Source organism: Paenibacillus sp. FSL K6-2524 (assembly GCF_038005525.1).
Lineage (GTDB): Bacteria > Bacillota > Bacilli > Paenibacillales > Paenibacillaceae > Fontibacillus > Fontibacillus anaericanus.
This window is the reverse complement of record NZ_JBBOSP010000001.1, coordinates 1,725,572-1,744,028: the sequence shown is the minus strand read 5'-3', so window position 1 is coordinate 1,744,028 and position 18,457 is coordinate 1,725,572. Positions and strand designations below refer to the sequence as shown.

The 18,457-nt window shown below is 33.4% G+C and carries 24 protein-coding genes; 2 read left to right on the top strand and 22 right to left on the bottom strand.

What is annotated here, in order from left to right:
• Nucleotides 1-5: 5 nt before the first annotated feature.
• The 19 genes from NST85_RS07680 to NST85_RS07590 all read right to left on the bottom strand — a co-directional run bounded on the left by NST85_RS07680 (nucleotide 6) and on the right by NST85_RS07590 (nucleotide 15,997).
• The gene (locus NST85_RS07680) at nucleotides 6-512 is read right to left on the bottom strand and encodes a hypothetical protein (protein WP_341189004.1); all 507 of its coding nucleotides are present in this window, start codon (nucleotides 510-512) and stop codon (nucleotides 6-8) included.
• A 5-nt stretch (nucleotides 513-517) separates the two neighbouring features.
• Nucleotides 518-1,132, bottom strand: coding sequence for a recombinase family protein (locus NST85_RS07675; RefSeq protein ID WP_341189003.1), 615 nt, complete (start codon nucleotides 1,130-1,132; stop codon nucleotides 518-520).
• A gap of 269 nt (nucleotides 1,133-1,401) precedes the next feature.
• On the bottom strand, nucleotides 1,402-2,256 hold the full coding sequence (locus NST85_RS07670) for a restriction endonuclease (RefSeq protein ID WP_341189002.1): 855 nt from the start codon (nucleotides 2,254-2,256) through the stop codon (nucleotides 1,402-1,404).
• Between the two features lie 484 nt (nucleotides 2,257-2,740).
• Nucleotides 2,741-3,373, bottom strand: a complete 633-nt coding sequence (locus NST85_RS07665) for a hypothetical protein (protein ID WP_341189001.1) — start codon at nucleotides 3,371-3,373, stop codon at nucleotides 2,741-2,743.
• 49 nt (nucleotides 3,374-3,422) lie between these two features.
• On the bottom strand, nucleotides 3,423-3,662 hold the full coding sequence (locus NST85_RS07660; protein WP_341189000.1) for a hypothetical protein: 240 nt from the start codon (nucleotides 3,660-3,662) through the stop codon (nucleotides 3,423-3,425).
• Nucleotides 3,663-4,022: 360 nt separating this feature from the next.
• A complete protein-coding gene (locus NST85_RS07655; protein WP_341188999.1) occupies nucleotides 4,023-6,119 on the bottom strand; it encodes an AAA family ATPase in 2,097 nt (698 codons plus the stop codon).
• 37 nt (nucleotides 6,120-6,156) lie between these two features.
• Complete coding sequence (locus NST85_RS07650; RefSeq protein WP_341188998.1) at nucleotides 6,157-6,408, bottom strand: YolD-like family protein; 252 nt, start codon at nucleotides 6,406-6,408, stop codon at nucleotides 6,157-6,159.
• Between the two features lie 96 nt (nucleotides 6,409-6,504).
• Nucleotides 6,505-6,900, bottom strand: a complete 396-nt coding sequence (locus NST85_RS07645; protein WP_341188997.1) for a tetratricopeptide repeat protein — start codon at nucleotides 6,898-6,900, stop codon at nucleotides 6,505-6,507.
• Nucleotides 6,901-6,936: 36 nt separating this feature from the next.
• A complete protein-coding gene (locus NST85_RS07640; protein ID WP_341188996.1) occupies nucleotides 6,937-7,629 on the bottom strand; it encodes a hypothetical protein in 693 nt (230 codons plus the stop codon).
• A 34-nt stretch (nucleotides 7,630-7,663) separates the two neighbouring features.
• Nucleotides 7,664-8,110, bottom strand: coding sequence for a hypothetical protein (locus NST85_RS07635; RefSeq protein ID WP_341188995.1), 447 nt, complete (start codon nucleotides 8,108-8,110; stop codon nucleotides 7,664-7,666).
• A 37-nt stretch (nucleotides 8,111-8,147) separates the two neighbouring features.
• A complete protein-coding gene (locus NST85_RS07630; protein WP_341188994.1) occupies nucleotides 8,148-8,651 on the bottom strand; it encodes a hypothetical protein in 504 nt (167 codons plus the stop codon).
• Nucleotides 8,652-8,698: 47 nt separating this feature from the next.
• The gene (locus NST85_RS07625) at nucleotides 8,699-8,974 is read right to left on the bottom strand and encodes a hypothetical protein (protein WP_341188993.1); all 276 of its coding nucleotides are present in this window, start codon (nucleotides 8,972-8,974) and stop codon (nucleotides 8,699-8,701) included.
• Nucleotides 8,975-9,021: 47 nt separating this feature from the next.
• Nucleotides 9,022-9,480, bottom strand: coding sequence for a hypothetical protein (locus NST85_RS07620; RefSeq protein WP_341188992.1), 459 nt, complete (start codon nucleotides 9,478-9,480; stop codon nucleotides 9,022-9,024).
• A 43-nt stretch (nucleotides 9,481-9,523) separates the two neighbouring features.
• Nucleotides 9,524-9,982, bottom strand: a complete 459-nt coding sequence (locus tag NST85_RS07615) for a GIY-YIG nuclease family protein (RefSeq protein WP_341188991.1) — start codon at nucleotides 9,980-9,982, stop codon at nucleotides 9,524-9,526.
• A gap of 432 nt (nucleotides 9,983-10,414) precedes the next feature.
• Nucleotides 10,415-12,760 carry a hypothetical protein gene (locus NST85_RS07610; protein WP_341188990.1) on the bottom strand — a complete coding sequence of 782 codons (2,346 nt, stop codon included), beginning with the start codon at nucleotides 12,758-12,760 and terminating at the stop codon, nucleotides 10,415-10,417.
• Between the two features lie 73 nt (nucleotides 12,761-12,833).
• Nucleotides 12,834-13,052 (bottom strand): hypothetical protein, encoded by a 219-nt coding sequence (locus NST85_RS07605; RefSeq protein ID WP_341188989.1) that lies wholly within the window; start codon nucleotides 13,050-13,052, stop codon nucleotides 12,834-12,836.
• A gap of 12 nt (nucleotides 13,053-13,064) precedes the next feature.
• Nucleotides 13,065-14,024: a hypothetical protein gene (locus NST85_RS07600; RefSeq protein ID WP_341188988.1), complete on the bottom strand. Its 960-nt coding sequence runs from the start codon at nucleotides 14,022-14,024 to the stop codon at nucleotides 13,065-13,067.
• A 108-nt stretch (nucleotides 14,025-14,132) separates the two neighbouring features.
• Nucleotides 14,133-14,948 carry a hypothetical protein gene (locus NST85_RS07595; protein WP_341188987.1) on the bottom strand — a complete coding sequence of 272 codons (816 nt, stop codon included), beginning with the start codon at nucleotides 14,946-14,948 and terminating at the stop codon, nucleotides 14,133-14,135.
• Between the two features lie 620 nt (nucleotides 14,949-15,568).
• On the bottom strand, nucleotides 15,569-15,997 hold the full coding sequence (locus NST85_RS07590) for a hypothetical protein (protein WP_341188986.1): 429 nt from the start codon (nucleotides 15,995-15,997) through the stop codon (nucleotides 15,569-15,571).
• 175 nt (nucleotides 15,998-16,172) lie between these two features.
• Between NST85_RS07590 and NST85_RS07585 the strand changes: the two genes are divergently transcribed.
• Nucleotides 16,173-16,394 carry a helix-turn-helix domain-containing protein gene (locus NST85_RS07585; RefSeq protein ID WP_341188985.1) on the top strand — a complete coding sequence of 74 codons (222 nt, stop codon included), beginning with the start codon at nucleotides 16,173-16,175 and terminating at the stop codon, nucleotides 16,392-16,394.
• Between the two features lie 62 nt (nucleotides 16,395-16,456).
• On the opposite strand, the gene NST85_RS07580 is transcribed toward NST85_RS07585, so the two are convergent.
• Both NST85_RS07580 and NST85_RS07575 read right to left on the bottom strand, forming a co-directional pair.
• Nucleotides 16,457-16,660: a hypothetical protein gene (locus NST85_RS07580; protein ID WP_341188984.1), complete on the bottom strand. Its 204-nt coding sequence runs from the start codon at nucleotides 16,658-16,660 to the stop codon at nucleotides 16,457-16,459.
• 49 nt (nucleotides 16,661-16,709) lie between these two features.
• A complete protein-coding gene (locus tag NST85_RS07575; protein WP_341188983.1) occupies nucleotides 16,710-17,258 on the bottom strand; it encodes a hypothetical protein in 549 nt (182 codons plus the stop codon).
• 70 nt (nucleotides 17,259-17,328) lie between these two features.
• Between NST85_RS07575 and NST85_RS07570 the strand changes: the two genes are divergently transcribed.
• Nucleotides 17,329-17,580 carry a hypothetical protein gene (locus NST85_RS07570; protein WP_341188982.1) on the top strand — a complete coding sequence of 84 codons (252 nt, stop codon included), beginning with the start codon at nucleotides 17,329-17,331 and terminating at the stop codon, nucleotides 17,578-17,580.
• A gap of 630 nt (nucleotides 17,581-18,210) precedes the next feature.
• Here the strand turns inward: NST85_RS07570 and NST85_RS07565 are convergent.
• On the bottom strand, nucleotides 18,211-18,423 hold the full coding sequence (locus NST85_RS07565) for a hypothetical protein (RefSeq protein WP_341188981.1): 213 nt from the start codon (nucleotides 18,421-18,423) through the stop codon (nucleotides 18,211-18,213).
• Nucleotides 18,424-18,457 lie beyond the last annotated feature (34 nt).

Below are 18,457 nucleotides of genomic sequence, written 5' to 3'. Positions count from 1 at the left end.
TGTATTTATTTAAGTAGTCTTAAAAAGATAGAGTTCATCCAATAAAAGTTGACAACCTTTGTGGTAAACTCTAATTCTCTTGATTCTTGTTTTAATATAAATCTAAATTCATCATTTGTTATTATCTTATCATTGTATCTATCAACCAGATCCAATAAATTCTCTAGAAAAGTTCTATGTTTATTATTAAAAACTGTCTTTTTATTTTCAATCAACAAGTCTCTAATTTTCACTAACCTTTCATTGGGTATTTGTTTCTTAAATTCCGCAAATACTTGGAACCTATCTACTTCATTCTTTATTGAAGTTAATGCATCCACTTCGAGAGAGCCCTTAATTTTAAAGATTGTCAATAATATCAATTGATATAAAGTATAGGCAAAAACATACTGTCTCAATATTTCCAACAAACCAACCTTAAAGCTAATTACTCCATTAATCCCCCAAACTATGAGGGTTGTAACAAGAAACATTTCAAAAAAGTAAAGTAATACATGCCTTGTTAATTTCATAGAGCTTAGCCTACTTTCTGTACCTCATATTCTTTAACTCTTCTATAAAATGTATTAGGTTTCATGTCTACCCGTTTCATTGCTTCAACTGCCGTGATATTCCCATTCTTCCATTCCGTATATACTTGTATAAACTCTTCGTTTATAGTTTTCTTTGGTCTACCGAACACTACACCATTGTTTAATGCTGTTGCTATTCCTTCCTTTTGTCTTCCGTTTATTTTCTCTCTCTCACGTTCTGCCATGTATGATAATAGTTCAAGCACAATACTTGATATAAGCTTTTCTAATCCATTCTGATACTGTCTAGTATCAAGGATAGGCATATCAAGTATGACTATGTGGGCGCCTATACCCTCTGTGATTTCTTGCCACTCCCGTTTTATATCCTGTGCATTACGTCCTAGCCGATCAAGTTCCTTAATGAATAAGATATCCCCTTTTCTAAGTCCATTTTTCATAGATTGGTATCCAAATCTATTCGTGTCCTTACCGCTCTGCTTATCTATGTACATATCACGGTCTAGTATCCCTAAGTCTTTCATAGCTTCCAATTGTCTAGCTTCGTTCTGGTCTTTACTGGATACTCTTATGTAACCAAAGTGTCTAATATCACCCATGTTCTATCACTCTTTCTTTGTATGTCATAATAATATTATACTTTATCCATGTCAAAATGTATATACGTTTTATGACACATTTCAATGATTATTTTGTATATTTTGACACGTCTCATAATATATAGTTCAATAATTATGACACATAATTCAAATAGTATACTTTTCGACATAGAAAAACTCTCCATTTAAAATTACTGGAGAGTTCCATCACATATATCAATGGGTGTAATGTTGTTTTGCTAATAGATGAGTAGACTCTAATGGAACAACTAAAACAATTCACTGATATCCTTATAGCAGTTACCTTCTTCAGCTAGGCACCTTATTTTCAATTCTAATACTGTTTTAAAATCAGTTTTTCTTTCTAACATAAATGCCAACTCTTTGCCATCCATTAAAACAATGTGTACTTTTCTACCAGAATTAAATGTTTCAACCGCTTGCGGAGAATAGCCATTATGACTAATAAATAAGCCTCTTGTATAAGCTGATTTAGAGCTTACCTTTTCATTAAAAATAACCAAATCATTTTTATTTGTTTGGGAAGACTGCCATTTTGCTTCTAACAAATAAATTTCATTATTAAGGCAAAAGCTCCCATCAATTTGTTCCCCATGGATTTTAAAACTTTCTCGGGGTTCTAAATTATTCTGCTTAAACAGATTATATAGATACTTCTCAAACTCATATCCTCTTTGCTGAGCATTCTTATTAGTTAATATTTTGAAATAAGAATTAAAGCTTTCATCAAAGTCAAAATTAAATTTATCTGTTATTGGTACAGATTTTACTTTCGGTAACATACTTTTCCCCATCAACCTTTTGCTGATTTCCACACATTTGAAAAATAACGCCTTTTCATCATCTAAAATTTTCATATGTAATTTTTTGTAATCTAGAAGTTGCAAAAATAACTTTCCCACGCGCACATTGTCGTACTCTTCGATAATTTTCCTAAGAATTTTCGCCTTTGATAAACTACCATATTTATTATATATATCTATCTCTAATGAATCTTGTATAAATCTTCTAAAAGATTCATTAGAAAAATTTAATACGTACCCTCCCTCCATATCCAATATCTCCTCAATAAATTTTTGTTCATTAAAGTTTAGTTTTGACATGCACACTCACCTCAAGTTGTTTTCTGCTCCTCTTCAGAGTTTTGCATCACGTATTCTAATATTTCTCTCATTTTTAACTCCCTTCAAAAAAAGTATATCGTAAAGCCCTTTATTTTCAACGTTTTCTGCTTTTTGGCTAATTCCCGCCGCCAGATGAAGCATAAAAATCCATTGATAGAAAAGGGATTTTAACCAACCATAAAAAAAGTAAAAATACCAAAAAGTTAATCGTAATGTATATCGTATAAGCTCAATGATTTCAAGGCTTTGTTGATAATTTACATATTATGTAATAAAAAACCATTTAAAATCCCTTGATAAATAAGGCTTTTTTAATTTAATAATTTGTGCAAAAAAATGGTTATCGAATCGTATAGTAACACTACCATCTATTTCAATGTGTTAAATAGATAATCACCCATATAGAATTTACTCACAACAAAAAAGAAACTTTCATCCCCTCTGTTTAAAACTTTGCGTTTCATCAAGAATCCTCATCATCTTCATAATCTCTTAGTTCTCTTTCTTCTTCGTATCGCATCATTCCATAAGTCTCGGCCATGTCGCTCATATAATCATCAACAGTAACTTGATACCTAGCTTCAGCAATTTTAGCCTCAAGGTCTTCAATGTGTAAACCAAAGAACTGAATTGATAATTCATAACCCACTCTTAGTTTGTCGAGTAATTTTAGCATTTCCTCATCTTCAAGTTTAATTTCATAATGCATAAATTCATTGCGTATTTTATTTAAATATTCTATAGAGGCTTCCAATTTAGGTTCAATAGTTAAATTGCATAGATATTTTATTCTACTTATAGACTCGATTAGGGAAACTGTTTTCAATTTTGAATTTACTTCGAATACATTAGTTTCCCCCTCAACTATCATCTTTCTTTTAGCAAGCATATACTTATCCAAATCACTAAAAATGAGATATTCATTTTTATCTTTTAGTATCAACTTCAATAGTATCTCAATACCATGATTTAACGAGAAGACAGCATCTTTAAGTTTATGGTCAATACCTGACTGTAAATTCGGAATTTCTTCCATAATCATATAAGCTGACTTCAGAGAGTCTACGCCATTCTCTAATAAGTTCATTTTTATCATTAATCAACCATCTCCTTTCTGCTATATAACTCTGTGTGATAGAACCATTTCATATAGATTCGGCAGCTAACAACTCTTTAACACGATCAATTTCTTCTTTAGTATGAACGGTTCCACCAGAATTGAATTCGATATACCATTGAAGAACTTCTTTTCTAGTTTGAAGATTATTAATATTCACCCTAATATCATGCGCCATTCTTGGGCTTCCTTCAATTTCCTTGAAATAATATCCGAACACTTCAATTTCATTGTTAACAAATTTTTTAATCGCTGTATATCTTTGCAACCCATCAACACAAACGAAATACTCTGGACTATCACACCTTGTTTGCCAATGATTACTATTTAAATATATGACTCTAGCGTTTTTCCCCCTTTTAAGAAAAATTCGAGATAATCAATTTGTTGCTGCTCAGTCCATACATGACCTCGTTAAAAATCTGGATTTATCTGTAATCCATATTCTCTTTCGTTTCTCTTCAATGAATTTGATAAATGAAGTTATTGAATAGTTACATTCCCATGACCCATGTGTTATAAATTGTGGTATTTCACTCCAATGCATATAAATCATTCCTCCTTTACTTAAAATAAAACAGTCATTTCATGGGCGCTATGAAAATATAGATTCATAACGCCCATGTTTTTATTGAATTTGAATTTTTTCAAATATTTCTTTCCATTTGTCTATAAATTTCTGCTCGATACTAGTTCGATTTTTACTTAATGATGTCTTGGCTCTTTTTGCCAACTCTACCTTCCAACCCTTTTTTAGTTCAATATTATTTATTCTGGCGTATTCTTCAATCTGCGGTAATATTGGAAGATTGTCTTTATAAACGTCTATAAAGTCATCTTCAGTATCTTCAGGTCTCGGAAGAAAATTTGTGGATATCCCCGACAAAAACTGACCCGAAAGTAAGTCTTCAATTTCGGCATTATCAAGTTCTAAAATTTCGTTCATTAACAGAACTCGATCTTCTTGACCTAAATATATATTTTCTTTGAGTTTTTTTGCTAATCCCTGTCCGGATTGATCACCATCCAACATACAGAAGGGGAGTGATTGATTCTTACCCGCCATAATGGATACAACTGCTTGCATACCCTTTATTCCTCCAGATGGTAAGAATACAACTTCACGATTTGGAGTAATTAAACCTTTTCCTATTAGATAGTTTTTTATTGCGCTAAGATATATTTGGTCTGAAGGGCCTTCTACTATAACAGCATAGCACCCCTGTAATAAAGCGTCTGACACTGAAAGACCTAATGCGGCATGAACTGGGTAAATAGATTGTGTTTGGTATGAACTCTTTTCTCCTGCTCTTAGATCAGAAGAAACTGAAGTCGAGCCATTTTCGTCTACATAAACTGCCTTAACCCTGTTTAATTGATTTGAATTGACCATGAATGGGGAGTGAGTTGTATATAATATCTGGTTTGTTGTGGCTAGACTCTCAAAGAAAACAGCTAAATCTCTTTGTGCGATAGGATGCAAAGAGACTCCTGGCTCATCTAATAACAAAACAGAATTCTTATGAGACCCTTGTCCTTCAACAAGAAATACTAAATAAAAACTTAGAAACCATTGCAACCCCGTACTCCGACTTTCCAATTCAATGTCCTCTGGACGCCTGTCGTCTGATACCCATATCCGAAAATAATTACCATCTGCTTGAAACCTAAAACGATAGTTCCCCTGTTTCCACCAATCACGAAACTTTCCTGTCAACTCAGTGCCAGCAGATTGTAAAAGAATGTCTCTCTCTTTTTTATTCTCTGCTACATCTTTGATTTGTTTTTCACTAGGATTGGAACCGAGTTGAAAATCTTCTCCTAATTCTAGGATTTCTTGCGGCTTCAGTCTAACAAAATCAAACAAAACTTTTAACGTTCTCGCTTTGGCTCCTTCTTTTATACCAACGTCTGTTCTAGTCATATTCTCAATTATTTGTGGCAAATAGATTTCAGAATCTAAATTCCCATAATTAGAGTAATAAACGAATTTTGGAAGGCTATCAATTACGATTTCTATTACGTTATCATTTTCTTCAGGTAGTGGCATTTCCAAAAAAGATATTATTTCTTCAAATTTATCAATCACTTGACCAAATCTCGGCACTATTGTTGAGCGCTTCGCTCCTTTGGATAAATCAATATGGTCAAATTCTTTCTTAATTCTTTTTAAGTCTTCAATGCTAACAAATCCTTCAGAGTCTCCTGAGCTAAATCTATCTTGTTTTAACGATAGTATTACTTCATTCTTAATTTGCTCTTCTGCTTTCACGGCGCATTCCAATGATTGGATATCCTGAAGGGCCGAGTTGCAAATTTCAATTATATCTATTGTCTTTGGTCTAATATTTTGTGTTATGTGGGGGAAGTTCAAACGATAATTTCCCGAATAGTCACGACTCACAATAACTTCTGTTAATTCTTCAGTATTTCTGCTTGTCAAATCGGCAATTGTTAAAATCAATTCATCATTTAATCGAAATCTCACCTCTATAAAAGTGGGTTTAGTTTTCATTTCTCTAATTATACCGTATCTATCTCTTGGGTAATCTTGAATTGGATTTATTTCACCATCTTTTGCTGGGTTGAATTTCCATAAAGGCACTAAGAGATTTGTCTTCCCTGATTCATTTGTCCCTATAAATGCAGTGATTTCTTCTGTTTCAATCCAACCGCTATCTTCGACTGATCTAAAATCACGTACTCTGTAGCAAAGCAGTTCCACCTAACTCACTCCCTATAAAATAGTTATCTGATTAAAATTAATCTCTCGGATAATTTACTTGCATGATATCCATAAAAGGAACCTTAGTAATTACACCATTTTGCTTAATATGTATTCTACCTGTTCGGGAGTCCATTTGATCAATCTGCCCTCTAACTGTCTCTTCCCATCCCCACACGGTAAGTTCAATCGCAGATTCCTCTTGGTAAGCTTCTGTAAGTTGATTTCCGAGTTCTTCTAATACAAATTCATCTCTAGTAGGTCTCTTAGCTACCTTTGCTTTTGCCATTGTTAAGATCCTCCTGTTGTCCAAAAATAATAATAACCTGTCATAATGTCCTTCAGCAAATTACCCCTGCCTGTTATACTTAAAATTCACCTTTAATTATAAAAGCTTCGTAGCATTAACTAAGCGTTCTTTGAATTTTGCTAATTTCGGATCACGATCTGAACGTTCTTTACTCACTTTTCCAAACACTCCTATTGCCTCTTCAAGAACTCTGATTTCATCAGCAATCTTACCTTGCTTCCTGTAAATTACACAGAGTCTGTCATATGGATGATTCCCATCAAAACCTTTTTCAACATTCATCTCATAAAGTTCAATCGCTTCTTCAATCCTGCCTCTCTTCTCCAGTTCAATTCCCTTAAGATTACGGTCTACCTTCATATTAAACGAATCTCTTGTTCTATTTCTCTGTTTTGTATTATAATTTTTCTTAGGTGTTTCAACGTTTGTTTGGTTTGAAGAAGTAAACAATTTCTTCAAAAAAGATACCATAGGTATATCTCCTTCCACTTAAAAGTAAACTATCATTCATTTAGAATTAATTACATAATGTTTAGGAAGCCTTTTTCCACTACCTTTTGTGTACGGTTTTATAAAAGTAATCTTTCCATCTTTATAATGCCTAAAGTGTCCACGAACCCCCCATGATTCCTTATGCCTTATGAATGTGCTTCGTTTTGATAAAGCAATAAATTTATCGAACGTATAAATTGTTCGAGAGAAAGAAATCTTTCTACTCTTCCCTTTTCTCCCTCTTGGTTTCTTAGTAATATGCCTACGTTCTTTTGTAACACTAATGACGTTGGGATCTGCTTGGATTTGTTCAATATATGACATAATATAAGAAAAGGAATTTACAATAAATGATAAGGATTGAAAAATTACTTCTTTGCTCTCTTCAATTGATAATTCATCGAATACTCCTTCTCTCGTCATATCTAAACAGTCGATAGACACAGAGCCATTCTCATCAATTAAAAATTCAATCGGTCTATTTATAATTTTAAAAAATATACCATTATCTCTAAAATTAAAGTATAGTTCAATCTTAACCATATCTTCGTTAGGCAATTTTGTATCGAATTCAATTATCGCTTCATTTAAAAATTGCTGAATATCTTGAGACTCCATATCTAGTTTACTTCCCCAATTATTAATTGCTTGGAAAGTATCGAAATCAATAACAATTCTATCAATTTTTAAAAAATCTATTTGTTCCACTTCCTCTCTTTAAATGAAATTCAGGTTTCATTTGCTATTTTATTTTATTGTACTTCTCTATATTGAATTGGTTCAAAATGTCATAATAGCTTATCAGGGAGTCAGGTACAAGATCCCTACCATATTTATAAGCATAGAGTTCACCTTCAAGAATAAACTCATTGGTCGCATCGTCAACATGTATTTCTCTGTATAACTTCCTATTCGGGTTTGCAATGTAATCAAGATGATGTCCTATTTCGTGATAAACTGCTATTTCAAAGAACTCCTCCAATGAAAGATGTATTAATTCAGGAATTTGACTCTTATTAAGTTCGTACATTGGTAAATTATATGCTATAAGTTTTTCGCCCAAGTTATAACCCATAAACATTGTGGTTTTCTCATAGTAGTCATTATCAAGTTTTATTAGAGGCAGACCTGTATGACAATGAACCAACATTTTCATTTTTTCTAGGAACAGTCCATTCAACGATTCCATCTCATCCTCCCAGATAAATCAGCTCTTTCATGTCAATTTAATGCTCGCCGTAAACCTCATAATTCGGCATATTATCCAAAATATTAGTCCAACGCAACCCTGATACCTCTGGCATCACTTGATTAAATAACCCCCAGTTGAGGATATGAACATTGTGCAAATCATGATGAGGGACTGTTTGAAGACTCATTGAATTAAATGCTGGCTTGTGAGCATAAATCAGCAGTCTTTCTGCTAAGTCAATTTCATGCACCCAAATCTCATTAGATGGAGTATTGCTTCCTGCCAATCTACCAACATGAAATTTAATATCGCCATAATTATTTGTGTTTTCCCACTTTTCTTGGAGAATCCTTTTCCCAAACGTTTGATTACCCGTTTTCCCGATATAAAGTAGAACATCTTTCCCGTAAACTGGATGAGTACCATATACCTGATAGATACCTTTTTCTGTTTTACTATCCATAAGCCCCTTAAGCTGATCTAATGAATATGGGCCATCCCAATCTATATGGATAATTAACTGCTGCTGAGTACTCAAATTTAACCTTCTCTCAATAAAACTAGTATTTTTTTATCTTATGTCTACTATAAATTATCCACTTTCTTTACGACTCTAAATTCGTATTTTCTAAGTTCTTCATCAAACTTTGCTTCAACACTTAGGACATAATCTTTATACTCTTCAGTGTTGTATGATTTAAATATCGTTGAATACCTTTTTTCTGGGTAGTGATTGTAGCATATATCAAAATACCATCTTGTATCAGTATCTTCTATGCTCTTTACAAAATCTAAAATTTGATACCAACACTGACAATTGTCCTTAAACTCATCCTTAGTTTTATAAGCTTCCCACATCATTCGCATTTCTCCTTTAAAGGTGATGAAACCAATCTTTCATTGACTATTTATCTTATCCCAAGGTGCTTAAACATAGGTCTAAGAGTTAATAGTGTTTGCTGTAATGGATAATCATTTGTCATCCATACTATATTTGTTGTTAGATGATCTACAATAACAATTGTCAGCGCATCAAGATTAATTATTGCACTTAGAAAATCTTCAATCGAATCATCAGGGATTTCACTTTCATAATTTATGACAGATTCGATATTAAAGCCCCATATGAATTTGTCGCCTTCTAGATAAGCCTTTATGTTTGTTAAAACTGTGTCTTCACTTGTCTTTCCTTTTAGTGGCTCATACAACCAACTCTCACATTTAGCAACGAATATTAATTCCTGCTTACCATCAGGAAATTCAGTAAAATACGGTTGAAATGAATTAACTGGTGCATTCGCAATTTCTTCTCCATAGCTATTCTTAAGCCACCGTTCAAACTTTTTGATGTTAAAGTTGTCTCTCACATTCAATCCTCCAATTTGTATGAAATCTCCGTTTTATCAGAAATCACTTGTGTGATCTCGAATTAGTTTTAGCGTTATAGATGGGTTCATATTTCATAATCAAAAACTCTTCTACCTCTAGTCTTCCGACATGCACTACCGCAAAAGATACGGTTAAAAATTTTGAACAATATTCATTGATTAATGATTCAATACTTGGAGCAAACTTCTTCTTAGAGGTCGCTGGATAATACTCTGAGTGATTGGAGTAGTGATATTTACCAATATTTCTTCTAATAGTATGGTTTTGTGTATTCTTCATATCTTTTTTCATTCTGTCTTTGATATTTGCGGTCTCTCCGACATACACAATTTTTTCTCCATTTCGAATAATGTAAATACCCGCATACGAAGGTAATTCCTTAGTCCAATTATCAGAATATAGACTATATTTCTTCGATTGTAATAATTGATTTTCTATCTCTTCTATCAATCCTTCTAGGGCATCAATCGAATTAATCATCCTCAAATCTCCTCATGAAATCAGTTTTTTATCCGCTTAGCAATTTCCCAACCCAAAACCGTTATTTGACTTTCAGGAATTAAATCCGAAGAGCTTAATGACTTTCTTATGTCTTTCATTCGGGCGTTCACGAACGATTGTTTTTTATTAACTTACAATCTTGAGTTTATGTTAATATCTGAATTATACCATCAACACTTCCGTTATAATCCAAATATTAACACACCAAACTTGCAAAAAGAGTGAGAATTAAATCATCTCACCCTACATTAACTACTTAAATTGTATTTGTCTCTTCCTATTAAAACCGTCAACTAAAATCATGTCGGTAACCACCTCATATCTTTTCATTCTTTTGTCTACTGATATGACCCGTTGAGTGACGATGATTTAGTTGACAGTTAATCAAATAATTAATATTAAACTTAAACTCTAACTACTCTTCAATACATTAGAAACATACTGCCTACTACATTTAACAATACTAGCAATCTTACTATTCGATAAACTTGAATCCTCTGCCTTAAGCCTCTTTATATGAGTAGCCTTGTCCTCAATATGTATAGTATCAATATCCTGTCCAATAATTTGATCTGTGTGATACACGTAACCATTTATGTTTTCAGGAATATCCAATACTCTTCTTAATTCCTTATTAATTCTCGACTTTTTGAGTCCAGAATGATATGTAATTCCAGGCATGTTAATCCTTAGCTTTTTCATTATAAAATTGCGATACCATTTCAACATTTTGCTATCATTGTCTTTAATATGCATTGAATCAATAGCTTCAGACTCTTTCCTTTTTATGTATTTAAATGTATCTTTAAACCCTTGTTTAATATCAAAGTTAGGAATGACAAGATTTTCAGCAATTTCGCTGTCATTTGTCCAGCCTTTTGCTTCTATAAAATAAGTAACGAGTGTCTGTACCTCTTGAGTTATTGACTTATTAATGTCTGATACTTCTTCATCAATCCGATCTGGAAACACTCGATCAGCTTCTTCGCTGCCACAAAGCCTTATTAATTGTTCTCGATTGAATCCTGATAATGTCATGTGTCTTTGATAAAAAAATTCCGCCATTTCTTCAGCTAGTATAAGCCGATCTGTATCTAAACTTACGATCTCATAATACCTAGCTAAGTGTTTATAAAGAGCTACCTTTCCATTCCGCTCTTTATCCTTTTCTTGAAACTCTTTAGCTTTTCTTTGAAGCTCATCAGGTAACTGATCTAATCCAATACAATTTAGTATGTACATAAAAATCATGATAACCGCTTTTGTATTTGCATTGTCTATGTTGTTAAGACCTGATCCTGTATTATTTAATATCTCATTAACCACCATATTCATCGGAGCAAATACAATAGCATTATTCATATCTGCTACTTTGGATAATTGTGGCAACTTACGTCTAGCTAACTCATGAATTTGAATAAGTAATCCCATTGTGCCTTTTGTATCTAGAAACTTAGTTAAATATGGGTAACTCTGACGCAACTCAACATCATATCTAAATCGCTCGATGATGTCTAAATTAATATCAATAAGTTGCTCTTGCTCAATCTGCCAATCAATTTTATTTTCAGCGATATTATATATTTGTTTAAGGTAGTCAAAAGCTTTATGTACTGGAAGACCTGTTAATCTCTCAACAATCTGAATTATGTCATAATGCACACCGCAACTGGAGCTATGACACTTGTAAAAGTATTTATCTTCATGTACATAGATACTTCCACTGCTTGGGTTACTACTTTGATGGAACAGGCAAAAAAATCGTTTTGATTCAAGACCAAGAAAATCCATTAAATTTTGACGTTTTAAATATTGCCGAATATCGGAACGATCAATGTAACATAAATCCTCTTGATGGTTTAAATCTAATCTCATCTTTAGCTCGTTTAAACCTTCAAACCCTTTACTTATTAACGAAATGTTTCCTAATCTAAACGAAGAATAATCAATGCCTTTCCTTGATGGTAATCCCCCGATTTTAGGAATCAGTTTAGACTTATACAAAGGTTTTTTAAGAGGATTTACGAATAGCAACGATTTCTGTTCCTTGTGATCTTGAAGATCACTTAAAGCCGTTATCAGGCTGTCTGGATCATATCTTCTCTCAGGGTTCCATTCCTTTATTTCAATCGTATATGGATCACTTGGATTCTTTAAATGCTGAGTCTCTGGAACTCTCAACAATCTTGCTGGATTTTTAACAGCCAAATCACCATTGAGACAATAAATAAGTAATCCTTCTATCGTTTCAAATTGTTCTTTTTGAGTTCCTGTATTCAAAAAATAATATGCATGAAAACCATTTTTAGTTTCAGTTATAGCGCTCGGCGGAATTCCATTATGTTTTAATGCATTCACTCGATCCATAAAAATCTGTTTATATTTAAGTCTTTCAACATCAGATATGCATTGAAATTTATCTGTCACAAGTTTTTTCAATTCATCATTTTCACCTTTAAAGCCGCTACTGATAATCTCATGCATTATCTCATCCTTAATATCTAGATCGGAAAAACAGGAACGATATTCTGCAATCTCAGTATCTTTATATCCTCCACCGTTTGGAACAAAATAGATTCCATATCCTTTAGAATTCCATTCTTTAAACTCTGAAATAGCCGCCTTACTGTAATACTTCATTTTACTCTTATGAGGAAAGTTACCCACTGATTTCCCTTGCTCATATATGTACTCAAAATTGAGTTTCTGCCCGTTACTAATTGTGTTAAAAAATTCCTTTGTGTTTATCTTATTCAAAAATAGCGTTCCTCCCTATATGAGAAGGAGAGCAGGATCAATGCTCTCCCGCCCGTTTATATAAACAAACTTATTACATGATCCATCTATCAAGTGAATATTTTTTCAATTTCTTCTCAGTTTCCCAAGGGATGACAACGTCAGACAATTCGTTTGAATCCTTGTATTTCCAGTGTTGCTCATTTGTAGATTCATTGAAACCTGTCTCTATGTGTCTATAGCCCTTTGATCTTAAACATTTGACTAACTCCAGATCAGTTATGTATATATAACGTGGATTATCTTGTTTCATAAAAATTGTCTCCTATTCGAATAAGTACTCTTGTCCATTAACCTTAAATTTTCCAATGGAATTAATTTCTATATCCCCATTATTTCTGATGCGGATGAATGAACCGTTATCATGTCCAATTACCACATCACCCGTTTCAGAGCTTAGCTCTACACCCTCATCTTGCATGATCAATCTTCGCTCTCTACCATAATTACTGTTATTGTAAACAAAACTCCACAGGCCGTTAGGCTTATTAATATTGGCGACTCCTGATTTATTGGTGCCATCATGGTTAAGGATGATTCCGTCTCCTTGACCATGCTTCAAATGAGGGAAAGAATCCTCAAGCTTACTAATCACTTTATGGTCAGGGATTGGAGCAGATTTTTCAATTAAACCTTTGTTAGTAAAGGCAACGTAATGCATCGTCCCGCCACAACCTGAATCAGCGGCTTCAGAATAGGCCTTAAGAAAGGTTTTAAAAACGCTATTCTTGTTGGCGTTGCTGTCATTGAGTGCCTTCTGCAATATTGGTTGAGCAATATGTAACCCCTTGCCTATGGCAAAGGTATATACTTCGTCTGTGTCGGCAGAATATATATACGGTTTAAAGGCATTCTCATTATCGAAATAGATGACTCTCCACAATCCATTTTCTCGCACAGGAATTACAAATTGTAGTGTGTGCTTAAAGTCCATAATTGCAGGATTCTTTTTTATATGTTTGGTATATGTTTTTTCTAGTATCTCTAGAATGGAATATGTATGTAGGTACCCTTCTTCTAATTGCAAAACTTGCTCAGCAACTTCTTTGCTCATCTCTGCTTCGCCTGAGCAATAAAAACAGAGTCCCTTACCGTTGCTGTAAAGCTTCTCCATGTCATCTGATATTTGATATTGAATACCGTCAATTACGGTACAAGCCCTTGTATCTGCTGCTATTGCAATCTCCTGGTTGTTGTTAAAAAAAGCTGCGCAAAATAAACTCATTTATAAATTATCCTCTCTAATTATATTAGGAGGGCGGGAAGCAGGTAACTCCCCCGCCCCCAATATGTATTATTATGTATCAGTACTTCAACTAGTTATGTATTACTCTTACTTTCTACCCAATCGTATCCCGCCAGTATTAAAGCTTGAGACTTCATCAACTATTAAATATTCTTGATTCGTATCTAGATTAACTAAGAATCTCTGGTAATGTGTTTCTAATCTATATAGTGGTTTTTCACTTTTATGTAATGCTCCATCTTTACTTTGGAGGATTATTTGTGTGTTATTGCCAACGTCTTGGATGATTCCTTCGTCAATATTTTTAATTAAACTATATGGGATATCACGATCTATGAGTATCTGTTTCAAGTCTTTTTTACTAGGCACATCAACAACTTCAGCGCTACTCATTTGTTTGTTTTTTATAATCCATACTTCGCATGGCTTACTTGCACCCATCAATTTATTCTCGCCTAATGGTTTAACCCTTATGTTCTCCCGTGAATAATGGCCATTAGGATTGATACGATCCACCGAAGGTTTGTCATTAAGGTCACCAGTTTCAAGATAAATATCAACTTGTTTTTTCCAGTCTTCCATCCAATCTTTATTGTGCTCTAAGTAATTCATAAAATCACTTGGACTTTCCCACTCACAAAGTATCTTTTCGTAGGGTGAAACAGTATAATCTGGTTGACCTCGATAATAAGCATTGTGAACTGAGCTATACAATGAATAAATATATGGATCTTCCTTAAACTTCTGTTTTCTCCAATTGGCTAAATAATCATTGCGACATGCTTTACACCAAATATCCTTTCCGTCCTTACTATTTTTTCTGTCTTGAAAACTAGCTAATGGTAACAAATCAATACATTTTGCACATTCTTTCACTTCCGATTTATTGTCCGTATCAATCATCCATTCATCTCCCGATATTTTTTGTAATAGATCTCCTAGTCTAGTCTCATCTCAACTCAGCTATCTATGTAAACACGTATTTAAAAACGTGGAATTTTAATGATTTAGGAACTTGACTTTCATCTAAAATGAACATATAATCCGTATATAATATAATTATACACGGGTTTATGGATACTACTGGTAAATAGATATTCGAATTTAGAAGATTCTGCTTCATCACCAAGATTAAATTAAATAGAAAAGCAAGAATAGATGATAGAGAATCCACCTATTCTTTTCAACCTTATCATTTTGGAATCCAAAAAGTCAAGGTTGTTTTGTGTTTTTAAATATTTTCTCCCTTGTCCATTCTAATTCAAACACCTACTCGCCGTAAAGGCTGCATATTATTTATTCACTTTGTACTAAGTTTACAGTGACCTCTCAGTCCTTAATTCCCTTCTGTTTTTCGTCAATTCTGCCCGAATCTCTATTCGTCTGTCAATGGCTATATCCCTCCTGCAACCTTCCTTTACTAAACAATCCATTCTAACCCTAATGTTACCAATGCTGCCTTTATCAATAAAGTAAGACGTGATTGGACTACTCTTCAAAATTTACCCTCCTATTTCATATAATCAGTTTGATGTTGAAGTATTTAACTTCTCCTCGTAAAGCGCTCTGTTTGCCTTCTCTAAGTCGTCAGAAGAGAATTGCTTTCTATGTAGTGGCTCAGAATTACGACCAGCACAACCCCACTGAAACCATTTAAATGGTAATCCCATTGCTTCAGCCTTCTCCTCAATTAGTATTTGGTGTTGAGGAGTTATTTTCATCACTGGTAGGAAAAAGATACCCAGTTTATCGAATATACCATCAATGATTAGCTTAGCTTCAACATAGATTCCATCGTTTTGCCATGAAACTTCTATAAAGGTTGACTTGCTTTCGATGATTTCCTTCATGTTGAACTCTGTCACTGGAAAATGTGTTGATAGATCATGCTTGATTGCGTTAAATAGATCTTTTGTGGAAACTCGGTTAATGATATTTTGTTGTGTGGTCATTTTGGTTCCTCCTTAAAAATAGGTATAGGAAAGCAAGGAAATATGTGTACATTCCTTTTGAGTGATGTTATAATCTTCTAGTAAATATTATTCGCTAATGCGAATATTTCTTATATTCACTATATTATTCTCTAATGCGAATATTGTCAACCTATTTTTAGGAGGTCTATTTATTATGCTTATATTAAATATCAAACTAAAAGAGGTTTTAAAAAAGAATGGAATGACACAGATGCAATTATCAGAAAAGTCGGGGGTCAATCAAGCGAGAATATCGCAGCTATGCAGCCCTAAAACTAAAAGAAAAGAAGTGAACTTAGAGATGCTTGAGAAAATAGCACTTGCTTTAAATATCAAAGATATTTCTGAGTTAATGCAATTTGAGGAAGTTAATTAATCATTCAGTGTCATGCATTAAGAGCAAAAAAGCCCCTGAGGTATTGTCTCAAGGGCTTAAATTTACATGTATGATTTCACAAAAAAATCCTTCACTGCCTGCATTCCCTCTTTATGTTCTTCAGGATCACCAGACACCTCTATATATATTTTAAAACCTCTTTTGTTCCTCTCTTTCGATATGATTTTCGAACCATCTATATTTTCAACATAATCATAATGTTCCCCATCAAATAAAATAGTGTAAGTTGCACTTTTAGCTTCCATTATACGTTAATTACCTCCGTTAATTTATAATGACATGCAACCATTTATCTTAATTTGATTCTCCGTGGCTTTTTCGATTAACATCATTTCCCTTTCCCAATGACTCCAAAACTATTTGTGGTATTACACATTCATTTAAAATTATTTCTATTGCTGTTTCTGCCAAATCATCTAGATATGTTAAGCTAGGTATAATCATTGTTACTTTTAAGGGGTTCTTCTTAGATTTTTTGGGTTCAGATTCGACTTTATTAATTTGTATCTTGATCATATTTAGTACTTCTAAAGTTTCACCTTGTATACCTACAGCCATCAGGTTTATTCCATTTTGAGTAATAATATTTTCAATTTTTTGTATTTGGAAAGAAAGTAAATTATGGATTTTATCTTCCATTGTGTTATTATTTTTAGCGTCAATATCTGGAATGTTAAGCATATAGATTCTCGAGTAGTCATCTAAAAGAGACTCATGAAAGCTAACGGTTAGATTATATTCATTTCCTTGTTCAAATGCGTCCATTGTGGTCATCATAGCATTATTCAATTTATCTGCGAGAGTCGTATCAAAGATATCTATATCTTGTAAAATGTATTCCATTTAAATCACACTCCACAGTATAAATTTTTACTATACTTTATCATCTTAAAGATTATATTCCAATAATAAATTGATTCATAAAGCAAGTTTAAAAACTATAGCTGAGAATATTGAACGTAGAGGTGAAGCCGAAAGTGACCCAATCAGGAAGGGGAGGATCGCTGGTTTTTTGAAGGAGTATTGGGGAATAAAAAATGGCGGAGATAGAAAATCAGTAGACCATAACGGACTTCTGAAGACAACTTTAGATATTGCTAAATACATAGATGAATCAGTTACGAATACCAGAAGTCTCCTTAAACTTAAACTCCCCAATTCCTGAATTAAAGCTCTCCTTCACGATGCAGGAGACACAGAGGGAATTGCTTAACTTGTAAAGCTGTCCATATAGTCGTATGCAAAGGATGGATAGGATAATGATCGACATGAGTTGCAACGTATTGTCGGAACGTCTGGGACGGTCATAGAACCCTGTAACATATTAGTAGTTATGTATTCATGTTCACGGTTCCCACACTCCATACAGGGCATTTTGAGACACATGTCGATTAGTGTTTGTTTGTCTTCATTGGTCATGGTATCAACTCCTCCTATGAAGTAATTATACCAGCAGGTTTCAACATCAATACACTTACATTTATACAATAATCAATAAATAGAGAATCTATTCTATTCTTTAGTGTAATTTGCTTGGGTGAACATGTTCCTTCTCTTTTTATAAGAAGATATAAAAAAAACTATCCTCTATAGGATGATTATATAGTCTCTGTAACCGTGTAGGGGCTCTTCTTATACGCTTAGAGCCATTTTCCTTGCGTTGATCCTTCAGCGGCCTCTACAGGCTCTCTGAGCGAATATGTGTATGGTTAACTCATCGCATGAGCGACTCTGATCAGCAATTGCACATACTGATTGCTTTGTATGTTGCATTGCTAATAAAGAAACAAATAGCCTATTTATCATCAACCCTCATAAACCCATAAACCTTAATTTGATTAGTTGAGACAAGTTCGAACAGCCCAACCTTTTCCTTAGCCTCTTCACACATTGTGTTAATATTATCTAAATCAGCGTTTATGCTCACTATTGTTGATTTGGTTTGCAATGAAAACTTGCCAGTTCCAACAAGGTACAGAAAACTGTAGCTAACAATTATTTTTATCAAAATAAATATCTCCTAACACATATTTTTTGTGTTT